The organism is Streptomyces sp. EDA2-14 (assembly GCF_054963755.1).
The window spans coordinates 84,238-98,776 of record NZ_JBUEGE010000014.1 but is presented as its reverse complement, the minus strand read 5'-3'; the positions used below and the strand labels follow the sequence as shown (position 1 = coordinate 98,776).

At 72.1% G+C, this 14,539-nt stretch carries 17 protein-coding genes; 6 read left to right on the top strand and 11 right to left on the bottom strand.

Annotation, left to right across the window (positions count from 1 at the left end; genetic code table 11):
* Positions 1–12: 12 nt before the first annotated feature.
* Positions 13–582, bottom strand: a complete 570-nt coding sequence (locus tag ACY34M_RS28415) for a MarR family winged helix-turn-helix transcriptional regulator (protein ID WP_462721159.1) — start codon at positions 580–582, stop codon at positions 13–15.
* Positions 575–1,261 carry a TetR/AcrR family transcriptional regulator gene (locus tag ACY34M_RS28410; protein ID WP_462721158.1) on the bottom strand — a complete coding sequence of 229 codons (687 nt, stop codon included), beginning with the start codon at positions 1,259–1,261 and terminating at the stop codon, positions 575–577. The genes ACY34M_RS28415 and ACY34M_RS28410 overlap by 8 nt, the downstream gene beginning before the upstream one ends.
* A 125-nt stretch (positions 1,262–1,386) precedes the next feature.
* Here ACY34M_RS28410 and ACY34M_RS28405 point away from each other — a divergent pair, with 125 nt between their 5' ends.
* The 3 genes from ACY34M_RS28405 (at position 1,387) to ACY34M_RS28395 (ending at position 4,647) form a co-directional block, all read left to right on the top strand.
* Entirely contained in the window at positions 1,387–2,556 is a 1,170-nt protein-coding gene (locus ACY34M_RS28405) for an FAD-dependent oxidoreductase (protein WP_462721157.1), read from the top strand.
* Positions 2,557–2,658: 102 nt separating this feature from the next.
* Positions 2,659–2,892: a hypothetical protein gene (locus ACY34M_RS28400; RefSeq protein WP_462721156.1), complete on the top strand. Its 234-nt coding sequence runs from the start codon at positions 2,659–2,661 to the stop codon at positions 2,890–2,892.
* A 102-nt stretch (positions 2,893–2,994) separates the two neighbouring features.
* The gene (locus ACY34M_RS28395) at positions 2,995–4,647 is read left to right on the top strand and encodes a hypothetical protein (protein WP_462721155.1); all 1,653 of its coding nucleotides are present in this window, start codon (positions 2,995–2,997) and stop codon (positions 4,645–4,647) included.
* A 34-nt stretch (positions 4,648–4,681) separates the two neighbouring features.
* On the opposite strand, the gene ACY34M_RS28390 is transcribed toward ACY34M_RS28395, so the two are convergent.
* Together ACY34M_RS28390 and ACY34M_RS28385 are read right to left on the bottom strand one after the other, a co-directional pair.
* On the bottom strand, positions 4,682–4,939 hold the full coding sequence (locus ACY34M_RS28390) for a hypothetical protein (protein WP_462721154.1): 258 nt from the start codon (positions 4,937–4,939) through the stop codon (positions 4,682–4,684).
* An 84-nt stretch (positions 4,940–5,023) separates the two neighbouring features.
* Entirely contained in the window at positions 5,024–5,785 is a 762-nt protein-coding gene (locus ACY34M_RS28385) for a class I SAM-dependent methyltransferase (protein WP_462721282.1), read from the bottom strand.
* A gap of 131 nt (positions 5,786–5,916) precedes the next feature.
* On the opposite strand from ACY34M_RS28385, the gene ACY34M_RS28380 reads away from it, so the two are divergent.
* Positions 5,917–6,507: a TetR family transcriptional regulator gene (locus ACY34M_RS28380; RefSeq protein ID WP_462721153.1), complete on the top strand. Its 591-nt coding sequence runs from the start codon at positions 5,917–5,919 to the stop codon at positions 6,505–6,507.
* Positions 6,508–6,765: 258 nt separating this feature from the next.
* On the opposite strand, the gene ACY34M_RS28375 is transcribed toward ACY34M_RS28380, so the two are convergent.
* From ACY34M_RS28375 to ACY34M_RS28345, 7 genes are all read right to left on the bottom strand, one after another.
* The gene (locus ACY34M_RS28375) at positions 6,766–8,127 is read right to left on the bottom strand and encodes an MFS transporter (RefSeq protein WP_462721152.1); all 1,362 of its coding nucleotides are present in this window, start codon (positions 8,125–8,127) and stop codon (positions 6,766–6,768) included.
* Positions 8,128–8,191: 64 nt separating this feature from the next.
* Positions 8,192–9,145: a catechol 2,3-dioxygenase gene (locus ACY34M_RS28370; RefSeq protein WP_462721151.1), complete on the bottom strand. Its 954-nt coding sequence runs from the start codon at positions 9,143–9,145 to the stop codon at positions 8,192–8,194.
* Positions 9,142–10,263, bottom strand: a complete 1,122-nt coding sequence (locus ACY34M_RS28365; RefSeq protein ID WP_462721150.1) for a 4-oxalomesaconate tautomerase — start codon at positions 10,261–10,263, stop codon at positions 9,142–9,144. Before ACY34M_RS28365 ends, ACY34M_RS28370 begins: the two co-directional genes overlap by 4 nt.
* Positions 10,260–10,964, bottom strand: coding sequence for a 4-carboxy-4-hydroxy-2-oxoadipate aldolase/oxaloacetate decarboxylase (locus ACY34M_RS28360; protein WP_462721149.1), 705 nt, complete (start codon positions 10,962–10,964; stop codon positions 10,260–10,262). Before ACY34M_RS28360 ends, ACY34M_RS28365 begins: the two co-directional genes overlap by 4 nt.
* Positions 10,964–11,716: a PIG-L deacetylase family protein gene (locus tag ACY34M_RS28355; RefSeq protein WP_462721148.1), complete on the bottom strand. Its 753-nt coding sequence runs from the start codon at positions 11,714–11,716 to the stop codon at positions 10,964–10,966. Before ACY34M_RS28355 ends, ACY34M_RS28360 begins: the two co-directional genes overlap by 1 nt.
* Positions 11,717–11,763: 47 nt before the next feature.
* Positions 11,764–12,417: a GntR family transcriptional regulator gene (locus tag ACY34M_RS28350; protein WP_462721147.1), complete on the bottom strand. Its 654-nt coding sequence runs from the start codon at positions 12,415–12,417 to the stop codon at positions 11,764–11,766.
* Positions 12,418–12,520: 103 nt separating this feature from the next.
* Positions 12,521–12,955, bottom strand: a complete 435-nt coding sequence (locus tag ACY34M_RS28345; RefSeq protein ID WP_462721146.1) for a MarR family winged helix-turn-helix transcriptional regulator — start codon at positions 12,953–12,955, stop codon at positions 12,521–12,523.
* 118 nt (positions 12,956–13,073) lie between these two features.
* On the opposite strand from ACY34M_RS28345, the gene ACY34M_RS28340 reads away from it, so the two are divergent.
* Positions 13,074–13,631 (top strand): quercetin 2,3-dioxygenase, encoded by a 558-nt coding sequence (locus ACY34M_RS28340; RefSeq protein ID WP_462721145.1) that lies wholly within the window; start codon positions 13,074–13,076, stop codon positions 13,629–13,631.
* A complete protein-coding gene (locus ACY34M_RS28335; protein WP_462721144.1) occupies positions 13,616–14,500 on the top strand; it encodes an alpha/beta hydrolase fold domain-containing protein in 885 nt (294 codons plus the stop codon). Before ACY34M_RS28340 ends, ACY34M_RS28335 begins: the two co-directional genes overlap by 16 nt.
* Positions 14,501–14,539: the final 39 nt, after the last annotated feature.

Below are 14,539 nucleotides of genomic sequence, written 5' to 3'. Positions count from 1 at the left end.
GGGGCGGCGCGCTCAGCCCGCGGAGCCCGTCGGCAGGTCGGCCCAGCCGAGCGGGTACAGGGTCGGGTCGGGGACGCCGGGCGCCGAGGGCTCACCACCCGCCTCGTTGAACGCGTCCAGCGCCCCGATGAGCGAGGACCGCTGCTCCGGTTCGAGGCGCTGCACGATCTCCGCGATGTCCTGACGGCGCCGCGCGGTGACGTTCTCGACGGTGCGGCGCCCCTCGTCGGTCAGTTGCAGCAGCGTCTCCCGGCGGTTGGCGGGGTTCGCGCGGCGGTCCGCGAGTCCGGCGGCGATCAGCCGGTCCACCATGCGCATCGCCGTCGACGGCGCGACGTGCAACTGCTCGGCGAGCGTGACGAGTTTGGTGGCGCCGCGCGTGGACAGCACCACGAGCATCCTGAATTGCGGCAGCGTCACCCGTTCCTCGACCTCCGCGAGCGACCGCGCGGACACGGCGACCAGCAGCCGCGACGCGGTGAGCACCGCGCGGGTGACGGCGTCCACGTCGTCCCGACCCTCGGTGTCCCGGTGCCCGGCAGCCCGATCCCCCGTCGGGGTTCCGTTCCCACCCTCAGCCATGCGCCCTCCTCGCGGCATCGATACCCGTCAGTATGAGGTCGATGCCGGCCAGGAACTGCGCCCGGTCGTCGTGTTCGGGCAGCTCCGCCGCCACCTGCCGGACGAACGGGTAGCGAGCGGGGTCGAGTTCCGCCCAGTGCCCGGCGATGCCCCCGAGGAACGCCGAGCGGTCGGTCGCGCCCGGGAGCACCAGACGGGCGTTGGCGGCGTTCTGCGCCGCGGCCCCGAGGACGTAGTTCAGCAGCGCGGAGGCTGAGTTGAACTGCTCGGCCTGCGGAACGCCCAGCGCCCGCAGCCGTCCGCCGAGCCCTTCGAAGATCTGCAGCAGCGCGGCCCCCCACGGCTCCCGGGAGAGCTGGGTCCCCACCCACGGGCGCGCGTCGATGGCGTCGAACACGCCGAGCGCGAGGTCCCGGATCCCCTCCCGCGGGTCCCCGTCCCGGGCCACCTCCGCCATGACGCGCGTGACGACGCCGTCGGTGGCCGCCGAGAGCAGCTCGTCCTTGTTCGCGACGTGCCAGTAGATCGCCCCCGCGCCGGTGGCGAGGCGCGCCGCGAGCGCGCGGAAGGTCAGCCCCCGCTCGGCCTCGGTGTCGAGGATCTCGATCGCGGCCTCGACGATCCGCTCCTTGGAAAGCGCGTCGGTGCGCCGCTCCGCCCGCTGTGCCCTGGTCGCCATGCGTCCCATTTTGACACGACTGGAACGTTGTTCCAAACTGACAGTGGAACAACGTTCCAACATCACCATCCACCTCACTCTCGAAGTTCTCGAAGTTCTCGAAGTTCTCGAAATGGAGCAAGATCATGAACACGACTGCGCACACCACATCCCCCGTCGCGATCGTCGGCGCCGGCCTCGGCGGCCTCGTCCTCGCCCGCGTCCTGCACGTCCACGGCCTCCCCGCGACGGTCTACGAAGCCGATCCCTCACCGGACTCCCGCACCCAGGGCGGCCAGCTCGACATACACGAGGCCGACGGGCAGGCGGCGCTCGCCGCGGCCGGGCTCACCGAGGAGTTCCGCGCGATCATCCACGCGGGCGCCGAGGCGCTGCGCGTGCTCGACCAGCACGGCAAGGTGCTGCTCGACGAGCCCGACGACGGCAACGAGAGCCGCCCCGAAGTGCTCCGCGGCGACCTGCGCCGGATCCTGCTCGACTCGCTGCCCGAGGGCACCGTCCGGTGGGGGCACAAGATCACCGCCGTCCGGCCGCTCGGCGACGGCCGTCACGAGCTGACCTTCGCCGACGGTTCCACCGTCGACACCGGCCTCCTCGTGGGTGCCGACGGCGCCTGGTCGAAGGTCCGCCCGCTCGTCTCGGACGCCAAGCCCGTCTACATCGGCACCACGTTCGTCGAGACCTACCTGCACGACGTCGACGAGCGGCACGCCGCGGCCGCCGAGGCGGTCGGCGTCGGCGCGATGCTCGCCCCCTCCCCCGGCAAGGGCATCAACGCGCACCGCGAGGCCGGCGGGATCATCCACACATACGTCCAACTGACCCGCCCCGCGGACTGGTTCGCCGACATCGACTTCACGGACGCCGACGCGGCGAAGGCCCGGATCGCGGCCGAGTTCGAGGGCTGGGCCCCGGAGCTCACGGCGCTGATCACCGACGGCTCCTCCGCCCCGGTCGCGCGCGCGATCCACACGCTGCCCGACCGGCACAGCTGGGACCACGTGCCGGGCGTGACGCTCCTGGGCGACGCCGCGCACCTGATGCCGCCGTCCGGCGACGGCGCCAACCTGGCCATGTTCGACGGCGCCGAACTCGGCAGGGCGATCGCCGAGCACCCCGGCGACATCGAAGCGGCACTCACGGCGTACGAGGAGGCGATGTTCGCCCGGACCGCGGGCTTCTACGAGGACGCGCGCGAAATCCTGGACCTCTGCCTCGGCGACGGCGCACCGCACTCGCTCGTCGACTTCTTCACCGCCGCAGGTGAGGCCGAGGACGACACCGCGCGGGCCTGACCGGAAGTCGTCCACCCCGTGTGCGTACGTCGGCGGGCTCCGGGTACCCGGCCGCCCGCACCACGTCCACCGAGACGAGACGACGACACGGAGGACACCGCCATGACGACCAGCACCGAGACCGGTGACGTCACCGGCACGCTGGACAAGGACTACAACCTCGTCTGGTTCGTCGAGTCCTGCCTGAGCAACGCGCTGCGCCTGGAGACATACGTCCAGGACGCGGAGCGCGGCAAGGACCAGGAGCTCGCCGAGCTGTTCCGCAAGGCGCAGGCCGACAGCCGCAAGGGCGCCGAAATCGGCAAGCAGCTGCTGCGTTCGCGCCTGCAGGGCTGAAGTCCCGGCGCCGCCCATGGTGCGGCGCCCGTCGCAGCGGGACAATGTGCCGGATCCACCCCCGACCGGGATGGACCCGGCACTCTCGTCGAAGGCGGCACCGTGAACGACGACGGCTACTACGACCTCGGAACGTTCCACCGTACGATCACCACCGACTCACCCGAGGCTCAACTCTGGTTCGACCGCGGCCTGGTGTGGGTGTACGCCTTCCATCACGAGGAGGCGGCCGCCTGCTTCGAGCGGGCCGCCGAGGCCGACGAGCACTGCGCCATGGCGCACTGGGGTCTCGCCTACGCCCTGGGGCCGAACTACAACAAACAGTGGGACGCGTTCGACGAGCGGGACCTGACGTCGACCGTCGCGCGCACGCACCGCGCCGTGGAGCGGGCCACGCTCGCCGCGGCGCACGCGACACCGACCGAGCAGGCGCTGATCGACGCCCTCAAGTCCCGCTACCCGGCGCCCGAACCGGCCCCCGACCAGTCGGTGTGGAACGAGGAGTACGCGCAGGCCATGGGCAAGGTCTACGCGAACCACCGGGACGACCCGGACGTGGCGACGCTGTACGCCGACGCCCTGATGAACCTGACGCCCTGGGAGCTGTGGGACCTGCCCACCGGCCGCCCCGCCGAGGGCGCCCGCACCGTCGAGGCACGGGAAGCCCTGGAGCGCGCCATCGGCCGCCCGGACGGCCGGGACCACCCCGGACTGCTGCACCTGTACATCCACCTCATGGAGATGTCACCGACCCCCGAGCAGGCGCTGCCGGTCGCCGATAGGCTCCGGGGCCTGGTCCCGGACGCGGGCCACCTGCACCACATGCCCTCGCACATCGACGTGCTCTGCGGCGACTACCGGCGCACCATCGCGGCCAACACCCGCGCCACGGCGGCGGACGAGAAGGCCCTGGCCCGCGACGGCGCCATGAACTTCTACACGCTGTACCGCTGCCACAACCTCCACTTCCGGCTCTACGCCGCGATGTTCGCGGGCCAGGCCGAGGTGGCGTTCGACTCCGTGACCCGCCTCGAAGCCGCCGTCCCCGAGGAGCTGCTGCGCGTCGACTCCCCGCCGATGGCCGACTGGCTCGAAGGCTTCCGGGGCATGCGGGTGCACGCCCTGGTCCGCTTCGGCCGCTGGCAGGAGCTGATCGACCTGCCGCTGCCCGCCGACCCGGAGCTGTACTGCGTGACGACGGCGATGACCCACTACGGCAGGGGCGTGGCCCTGGCCGCGACGGGCCGCACACCCGAGGCGGCGGACGAACGCGCGCGCTTCCGCGCCGCCGTGGACCGCGTGCCGCACTCCCGCACCGTCTTCAACAACACCGCCGTCGACCTCCTCGCCATCGCCGCGGCGATGCTCGACGGTGAACTCGCCTACCGGGTGGGCGACATCGACCGCGCCTTCGCGGACCTCCGCCGCGCCATCCGCCTCGACGACACCCTTCCCTACGACGAGCCGTGGGGTTGGATGCAGCCGACCCGGCACGCGTACGGGGCGCTGCTCCTGGAGCAGGGCAGGGTCGCGGACGCCGCCGAGGTGTACGCCGCCGACCTCGGCGTGACCGACGCGCTCCCCCGCGCCCTGCGGCATCCGAACAACGTGTGGGCGCTGCACGGCTACCACGAGTGCCTGCTCCGCCTCGGCCGCGACGCGGAGGCCGGCATCGTCGCCCCGCAGCTGACCATGGCTCTCGCGGTGGCGGACGTCCCGATCGGCTCGTCGTGCTTCTGCCGAGGTCAGTCCTGACCCCCGTATGTGAACGGCCGCGCGCGGCCCCCGCTCACTCCTGCTCGTCCAGCAGACAGAAACCGCCGCCACGGCAATCGCCGCACACCCCGTCCTCCCGTATCCCGCTGCCGTGGCAGGCCGCGCACAGCCCGTCGTGCCACGTCGTGCCGTCCAGCGCATAGTGCGGGCGCGGATAGTGCGTGTCGGCGAGCACGCACTCCACCTGTGTCTCCGGGTGCCGCCGGACACACAGGTCCCCGCCGGGCGGCCGGCGCCTGGCTTCCTCGCTGATGGCTCGCACCTCCCTCATGGATCCGTCGACGCGTTCGGTACAGCTCCAGAGATATCAGCGACCACTGACAATCGGTCGCCGCGCAGAGCGTGCGCGAGGCGCTCAGGCGGCACCGGCGCGCGCCGCGGTGACCACGACCGCCGTGTACGGCAGGGTGAACGTGCCGCCGAGGGCGTCGATCGCGGCGCCCGTGCGGTCCAGCAGATCCGCCAGCTGTTCCGGCCGGTAGGTGCCCGCCTCCCCGCTGGTCCGCATCTGCTCCAGCCACGCGTCGCGCGTGTATGTGGCCTCCCAGTCGAAGCGCCACTCCTCGGGTTCGCCGAACAGACCGCTGTCCCGCAGCCCGTCGGCGACCTTCGCGAAGATCGCTCCGTAGGCGTCGAGGGTGGGGCGGTCCCAAGGGTTGCGCGGGGAGTCGGGCAGTGCCGCGCGGTGGGCGGCTGCGAAGGCGTCCGCAAGCTCGGGGCCGGGGCGGAAGACGTTCCAGAAGAGGGCGAGGCGGCCGCCGGGGCGCAGGACTTCGGCCGCCTTCGCGGATCCCGCCACCGGGTCGACCCAGTGCCACGTCTGGCCCGCGACGACCGCGTCGAAAGTGCGGCCCGCCGCGTCCCAGCTCTCGAACGTGCCGACCTCCACGTCGAGTCCACCACCGCGCGCGTACTGGGCCATGCGCGCGTCGACGTCGACGCCGAGAACCGTGCAGCCCGCGGCCCGGAACTGGCGGGACGCGATGCCGGTGCCGCAGCCGACGTCGAGGACGTCCGGCCCCGGCGCGGCGGCGGCGATCCGGGCCACGAGGGCCTCGGGATAGCGGGGCCGGGTGCGGTCGTAGCGCTCGGGGTCGGCGCCGAAGGACTCCGCCATGGAGCGGGCCTTGTGCGGTTCGTTCGCGGGCGGCCGGGTCGGCCCTGTTCCATGAGTGGGCATGCGCCCACCATAATGGGCGCTTGCCCACTCTTCTAGTCTGGCCCGAGTCGAACAGAGGAGAAGTGCAGGTGCCGACCGGTGTGGCCATCCGCGATGTCCGCGAGCAACTCTTCGACGCGGCCGAGCGCATCCTCATGCGGGACGGCGCCGCCGCGCTGACCAGTCGTGCGGTCACCACGGAGGCGGGCTGCGCCAAGGGCGTGCTGCACCGCCACTTCGCCGACTTCGACGCCTTCCTGGCCGATCTCGTGATCGACCGCGCGGGCCGCATGGAGGAACGGGCCGCCACGCTCGTCGCCTCCGCGGGCACCCGCACCGTCGTCGACCTGCTCACCGACGCGCTGGCCGACCTGTTCACCCCGGTCGTCGTCGCCATGGTCGGCCTGCTCACCTTCCGCGACGGGCTGCGCGCCCGGCTGCGGGCGGCCGGCCGACCCGGCCTCGCCGTCCTCGCGGACGCCACCGCCATGCTCCGCTCCTACCTTGAGGCGGAACGGCAGGTGGGCCGACTGGTGGCCGACACGGACCTCGACTCCCTGGGCCTCACCCTCGTCGGCTCCGGCCATCTGCTGTACGCGAACCGGGAGGAAGGTCCGCCGACGGAGGCGGACGTCCGCCGGGTCGTCGCGTCGGCCGTCGCCGGGTCGCTCCCCCGCTGACGCAACACCGCCACGCCCGACCGCCGTGGGCACATCCGCTCGACGGGGCAACCGTCCGAGGGGCGCGGGCGGATGCACCGTCACCCGCACGAGGCACCGAAGTTGACCCTGATGGACGTCGCCGCGCCCGAGCGACAGCGCGGCACGCGTCCGGGCGGCGGTCGCGACACTGTGCGGGTGTGTTCCACGCGACCGCCGCCTTTCTCGCGCTTCTCGCGCCCCCTTTCACCCCTCGTGTCCGCTACAGCGCCCGAGCGATCAACCGGCCAGGGCCGGCGCGCCCTTGCGGCCCCCGCTCTCCCGGTTCGCCCCGGCCCTGATGGTGAGGGCGGCCAGCGCCATCATCACGGCGCCGAACACGGCGGCCACCGAGAACATCGTGAAGCCCAGGTCGGCATGGCCCGCGGCGAGCAGCTGGCCGCCCATCCACGGGCCGAAGACGGCGCCGAAGCGGCCCATGCCGGAGACCCAGCTGAGCGCGGTGGGCCGGTCCTCCTCGACGTGGTGCGAGCCGACCGTCGCGTACACCATGGTCTGCCCGCTGAACAGGAGCAGCCCGGCGAGGAAGACCACGCAGTACAGCACGCCCACCGACATGTGCACGCCCATCAGGTACACGAAGACCGCGGTCAGCGCGAACCAGATGATGACGATGCGGCGCGGGCCGATGCGGTCGGCGAGCCGGCCCGCGACCAGCATGCCGACGATGCCGCCGACGTTGAGGAACGTCGAGAAGAGCAGCGAGTCACCGGTCTCGTACCCGAGGTCGCCCATGATCTTCGGCAGCCACTGGCCGACCCCGTAGACGAGGAGCAGGCCCGCGAACGACGTCAGCCAGAAGCACAGCGTGGTCAGCCACTGGCGGCCCCGGAAGAGGGCCTTGAGGCTCTCCAGCTTGTCGGCCGCGTGCCCCTTGGGCGCGGGCAGTTCGAGACCGTACGAGTCCGCGAGCCCCTGCGCGTCCGCGGTGCGGCCGCGGGTGAGCAGGTTGGTCGGCGACTCGGGCAGCAGCTTCAGGGCGAGCGGCAGGAAGATCAGCGCGGGTATCGCGCCGACGACGAAGGCGGAGCGCCAGCCGAAGTCGTCGATCAGCCACAGCGCGAGCAGCGGTGCGACGGCGCCGCCGGTCTGGTGGGCGGTCATGATGACACCGGTCGCGAGCGCCTTGCGGGCGCCGGTGGTGAACTCCATGCCGTAGGAGATGGCGATCGGCAGGAGCGCGCCGAGGCCGAAGCCGCACACCAGGCGGAAGAAGCCGAAGACCCCGGCGCTCTGGGCGAGTCCGCAGCCGACGGTGGCGATGGTGAAGACGACGACCGAGGTGAAGACGGTCTTGCGGCGGCCCACCCAGTTGCTGACGGTGCCGGACAGGATCGTGCCGACGAGCATGCCGAAGGTGGTGTAGCTGCCGATGTCACCTGCGGTGGCGTCGGTCAGGCCGAGCGCCTTGGAGCCGAGCATGTGCGGCAGCGCGGAGCCGTAGATGAAGGTGTCGATGCCGTCGATGAACACCAGCGCCCAGCACAGGGCGATGACGACGGTGCGGCTGCGGCGGGACGGCTCGGACGCGGCGGCGGAGGCCGCGGTTTTGGGCAGGGCGGAGCGGTAACGCGAGGACATCGTTGTTCCTCTCGTCCGGGCTGTCCGGTGGCGGCCCGGTAATGGTGGGGTGGGATGTGCGGGGTCAGGCCTGCACGGGCGGGGTGCCGTGGGTGTGGAAGGACTCGATGGTCTTCAGGCCCCAGGCCTGGCCCTTCTTGCGCTCTTCCTCGGTCCAGGTGATGAGCGGCCAGTCGGGGGCGAGCACGAGGCGGGTGAGCGGGTTGCACAGTTCGATGCGGTTGCCGCCGGGTTCGTAGACGTAGAGGAAGAACGTCTGCTGGATGGCGTGCTTGTGCGGGCCCGTCTCGATGAACACGCCGGTGTCGATGGCGAGGTCGGCGGCGCGCAGGATGTCCTCGCGGTTGTCGGTCGCGAACGCGATGTGGTGGAGGCGGCCGTTGGCGCCGGTCCAGTCCTCGGTGTAGACGACGTCGTACGACTTGTTGGTGAAGGTCAGCCACTTGCCCGCGATGCGGCCGGTGTCGAGCTGGATCTGCTCGGTGGGGCGGGCGCCGAGGACGTGCGACTGGAAGTCGGCGTTGAGGGCGACGTCCGAGGCCAGGAAGTTGACGTGGTCGAGGCGGCGGACGCCGACGCCCCGGTTGGGCTTGGCCTGCGGCTGGTTCTTCAGAGCGGGCTTGAGCTCGTCGGGGGCCCGGTAGTGCTCGCTGTCCCAGTAGAGGGCGTGCTCGTGGCCGTCCGGGTCGGTGGTGACGTAGAGCTTGCCGATGCCGGGCTCGTCCTCGGTCCAGTGGCCGGTGCCGCCGGACTCCTCGACCGCCTTCACGCGGCGCTGCAGCGCTTCCTCGCTGGAGGTGCGCAGGGCGATCCGGCCGAGGCCCGGCTGCTCGCGGGCGGTGAGGACGAGGCTGTGGTGCTCGTAGTCGTCGAAGGTGCGCAGGTACACGGTGTCGCCGTCCCTGCCGCAGACGGTCAGGCCCAGGAAGTCCGTGAAGAAGCCGACGCTGGCGTCCAGGTCCGGGGTGAACAGCTGGGCGTGGCCGATGTGGGCGATGTCGCCGAGGGGCGGAGTCATCGTTGGCCTCCTGGGGTCTGTGCGGTGGGTGCGGGGAGTGGTGCCGTGTCGAGAGGGCGCGGGAAGACCGTGCCGTCGAAGAGTTTTCGGGCCGTGCGGACGACGGCGGTGCGCCGGGCGGCGGGCGTTCCGTCGGGGCCCGTGGTGAGGGTGCTTTCGATGTCGGTGAAGCCGGTGGGGTGTTCGATGCGGAGGCGGTCGCCGCTACTGGGGGCTTGGGCGATGCCGTCCGCCACGCTGCCCTCGATGCGCAGGCCCGCCGCGACGCTCGCCGCGCCGAGCACGCCGATGGAGGTGTGGCAGCGCACGGGGATGAAGGTGCGGGTGGTGACGGCGCCGCCGTGCCGGGGCGGGGCGAGCAGGGTCAGCTTGGGCACGGTGGCCCCGGTGACATCACCGAGTCCCATGGCCTCACCGGCCGCCAGGCGGATCTCGTGCAGCCGTCCGGCCAGCTCCTCGTCCGCCTCCAGGTCCTCGGGGCTCTCGTATCCGGTGGCCTTCAGTGCCTCGGCGGGGACGAGCACGGTCGGCATGCCGTTGTCGACGCAGGTCACCTCGGTGCCCGCGAGGGTGTCCCGCACGTGTCCGGTGGGGAGCAGGGCGCCCTCCCCCGGCGGGAATTCGATGACCACCGCGGCCGCCGTTCCGGGTACGCCGGAGATCTCGGCGTCGCCGCTGTAGTCGACCCGGCCGCCCGGCGTCGGGAACGTCGCCGTGGCCCGGTCGCCGGAGTTGACCATGCGGATGCGGACCGAGGTCTCGTCGCCCGCCGCGGGCACCAGGCCGCGCTCGACGGCGAAGGGTCCGACACCGGCGAGGATGTTTCCGCAGTTCTGACGGTCAGACACCACCGGTTCGTCGACGTTCACTTGGAGGAACAGGTAGTCGACATCGGCGTCCGGATCGTCCGAGGGTGACACCACCGCCACCTTGCTGGTGAGGGGGTGGGCGCCGCCGATGCCATCGATCTGGCGCGGGTCCGGGCTGCCCATCACCCGCAGCAACAGCTCGTCGCGGGCGGCCGGTTCGGCGGGCAGGTCGTCGGCCAGGAAGTAGGCGCCCTTGGAGGTGCCGCCGCGCATCAGCAGACAGCGCACGCCGTCCGCCGTGCCGGTCACGATCCGGCTCCGGTGTGCTCCTCGTACGTGCGGTACTCGACGCCGAGCCGCTTGAGGGTGTCGCGCAATCCGTAGCGGTCCAGGCCGAGTTGGCCCTCGATGAAGGCGGCGCGGGTGGCGGCCTCCTTCTCCTCGCGGGCCTGCGACTTCTGCGCGGCCTCGGCGGTGCGCTCGCGCGGGACGACCACGACACCGTCGTCGTCCGCGACGATGACATCGCCGGGGCGGACGGTCTCGCTCCCGATGACGACCGGCACGTTGACACTTCCGCCTGTGGCCTTGACCGTGCCCTGTGCGGACACCGCGGCGGACCAGGCGTGGAAGCCCATCTCGCGCAGTTCGGCGGTGTCCCGGATCCCGGCGTTGGTGACGATGCCGCGCACGCCCCGCTTCTGGAGCGCGGTCGCGAACAGTTCGCCGAACATGCCGTCCATGGACGGCGAGGTGGTGGTCACGACGAGGATGTCGCCCTCGCCGCACTGCTCCACGGCCGCGTGGATCATGAGGTTGTCGCCGGGCCACGAGAGCACCGTGACGGCGGTGCCGGCGATGCGGGTGTCCTGCTGGTTGGGGCGCAGGTGGTGGCCGAGGAGGCCGGTGCGGCCCATCGCCTCGTGGACGGTGGCGACCCCGTAGGCGGACAGCGCCTCGACGTCCTTCGGGTCGGCCTTGGGCGGGTCGGTGACGATGACGCCGGGCATCAGGCGAGCTCCTTCGCGATCTGCGGGTACGGGCGCATGTACGCCTCGGCCATGGTCTTGTGGGCCAGCCCCAGGTTCGGCCCGGCGTTCCGCTTGAGCTGCACACCCCGGCGTACGGCGAGGTCGGTGTAGTAGTCCCAGAGGTGCTGTTGGGCGCCGAGGCACTCCATGGCCTTGCGCTTGGTGTCCCAGACCTCGCTGATGTCGAGGAGGACCTCGGGCCTGAAGCCGCTCATCTCGGGCTGGTGCGGCTCGAAGTAGAAGACGGGCGGGGCGCCGATGATCTCGCCCTCGCCGGGGTAGCCGATGGCCTGCGCGAGGACGCGGGCCTCCAGGGCCATGCGGTTGGCGGCCGGGTGGTCGCCGTTGTACGGGTCATCGACCGGGTGCGTGAGCACCACGTCGGGCTGGGTCTCCCGGTAGACGGTGACGAGGCGGTCGGTCAGTTCGGCGCTCGCCACCAGCGGGTAGTCACCGGCGTCGAAGAACCGGACCTCGGCGCCGAGCGTGGCGGCGGCGCGCTCGGCCTCGTCGCGGCGGATCGCCTTGATCTCGTCGAGCTTCTTCCCCTCCCGCCAGGCCTTGGCGGACTCGCCGCGCTCCCCGAACGTCAGGCACGCGATGGTCACCCTCTCGCCGCGGGCGGCGGCGAGCGCGATGGCGCCGCCGGCCCGCCACACGAAGTCCCCGGCATGCGCGGTGACCACCAGGGTCGATCGGGGCGGGGTGCCGGGCGCGGGGCCGTTGCTCATTGCTGCATCTCCTTGGTGACAGGTGTGCGCCCGTCCCCGATGCGGCGTCAGTCGGCGCGCAGTACGTCGATCACGCTGCGGAGGTGGGCGCGGACGGCCGTCTCGGCCGCCTGCGGGTCCCTGGCGCGGATCGCCTCGATCATCGCCAGATGCTCGCTCAGGGACTGCTGCGAACGCCCCGGCCGCAGCGCCAACTGGAAGCGGTGACGCACCAGTTGGGCGTTGAGCCGTTCCAGGAGCCCGACGGCCGTGTGCTGGCCGGAGATCTCCCGGATGCGGGCGTGCAGCCCGTGGTTGAGGTCGGAGTAGGTGAGCGGGTCACCGTTCTCGACCGCCTTGGTCATGGCGTCACCGAGCCCGGTGAGCTCGTCGAGCTGTGCGTCGGTGGCCTCTTGAGCCGCCTTGGCCGCGCACAGCCCTTCGAGCGCCATCCGGCACTCCGTGATCTCCACGGCCTCCTCCACCGTGACGACCCGCACCCGCGAGCCGCGGTTGCGAATCCGCTCGACCAGTCCTTCGGCGGCCAGTTCGAGCAGTGCCGCGCGGATGCTCGCCCGCGTCACGTCGTACTGCTCGGCGAGTTCGTTCTCCACCAGCCGCTGGGCCGGTGACATCTCGCCGCGCAGAATCGCCTGCCGCAGCTGATCCAGCGCGTACTGCTTGGCCTGCTCTCCGGAGCCCGGACGGGCTTCCTTCGGCATGTGCCCTCCCTGAGTGAGTGCGTGTCGACGCTAAATCTAGGCGAACAGAATTGTCAACGATTTTGTTCGCACTCTCAGAAACCTCAGGAACGCGGGGGCGGGCTCACTCGGAGACGGGCTCACCCCACGGCAGTTCGAGCGCACCCCGGAGGGCGGCGAGCGCCGGCTCGCCGATACGACCGGCGAGCCGGGCCTCCAGGCCGTCGAGGGCTTGGCGCGCACGCTCGTGGGCGCGGCGCCCGTCCGCGGTGCGGCGGACGAGCCGCTGCCGGGCCGACGCGGGATCGGGCACCTGCTCCAGGAGCCCGTCCGCGATCAGTACGCGCACGGCCTGATGGACGGTCTGCCGGGTCACGCCCATGCGGCGGGCCAGCTCGGAGACGGTGGTGCCGTCGGCGTCGAGCATCGCGAAGAGCTGCACCTGAGTGGGCGTTATCGGCGCGACGCCCTGCCCCTCCAGCGCCGCGAGCAGCCCGTCCTCGAACCAGCGGCGGGCCTCGCCGAGCAGCTGCGGCAGATCACGTCGGGGCTCGCTCATCGCTTCCCGTCCTCTCCGGCATCCAGGGCGGACACGGATCCTTGCCCGTCGACCGCCTCATGTGTCAGGCTACCTGACATTGATCGTCAGGCACCCTGACAAAGAAAGGACAGGCGCCATGACCATGGAGTTCGCGACGCGCTACCGCGGCACCTCACGGATACCAGCCGACCCCTCGAAGCCGTACGTCGTCGAGAAGGGCGAGGGCGACCGGGCCCACCTCTTCGGCGACCTCGTGACCGTCTACGCGGGCGGCGAGCAGACCGACAACACCTTCAACTTCTTCACCGTCGAGGGCCCGAAGGGCGACATCATCCCGGCGCACGTGCACGCGGACACCCACGAGGTCTTCTACGTGACGCAGGGCGCGGTCCGGCTCTTCGCCGAGGACCCCGAGGGCGAGCAACTGGAGCGGCTGCTCATGCCGGGCGACTTCGGTTTCGTGCCGAAGAACTGCGCGCACGCCTACCGCATGGAGCGCCACCACTCCCAGGTCGTGGGCGTCGCCGCGGGCCCGGGCGGCACCTTCGAGCGGTTCTTCGAGTCGCTGGGCACGCCGGTGGAGGAGATGGGCCTGCCGGCCCGGCCGTTCGTCCCCGAACCACGCAAGTTCGGCACCGTTCCGCAGGAGTACGACGTGCGCTTCCTGCCCGACCACCAGTGGCGGACCGCGTGACGCCGGGCGAGCTGCGCGCCCTCATCGCGGCGCCGCACCCCGACGTCGCGCCGCTGCCGCCCGCCGCCGAACGCGGGGGCGGGACACGGGTACTGCGCGGCGTCCCGTACGCGGAGGTCGAAGGCGCCCGCCCGCTGGAACTCGACCTGTGGCTGCCCGCCACGGCTGCCGCCGCCCCACTGGTGCTGTTCGTGCACGGCGGGGCGTGGCGGCGCGGCCGACGCGACGACATGGGGGTGCACACCCGCGGCTGGGACCCGGGCCCGTTCGAGCAACTCGCCGCGGCGGGCCACGCGGTGGCCTGCGTCGACTACCGGCTGAGCAGCGAGGCGAGCTTTCCCGCGCCGCTGGAGGACCTGCGGTCGGCGCTGCGCTGGCTGGGCCTGCGCGCGGACGAGCTGGGCATCGACCCGGCGCGCACGGTGGTGTGGGGCGAGTCGGCGGGCGGCCACCTGGCCTCGCTGCTCGCGCTCACGCACGACGAGCCGCGGCTCGCGGGCGCCGTGGTCTGGTACGGACCGGCGGACCTGACGGCGCCGCGGCCCCCGTTCGATCCGGCGGACCCGGCCACTCCCGAGGCGCTGCTGCTGGGCGGGGCGCCCGCGTCGGTGCCGCGGCGGGCGCACGCCGCGAGTCCGTTGAAGCGGGTGCACGCCGAGGCGCCGCCCTTCCTCGTGGTGCACGGCGAGGCCGACACGATGGTGCCGTGCTCGCACGGGCGGGACCTGGCGGCGGCGCTGTGGGCGGCCGGGACGCCGGTCGAGCTGGAGACCGTGCCGGGCGCCGACCACGGATGGCACGGCCTGGACGACGCCGGGGTGCGGCGGATCTTCGCCGCGTCCCTGGACTTCGTACGGAAGCGGAGCTGACCGCCCCTTTGCGTACCGCCGCCCACCTGGCAGATTGAG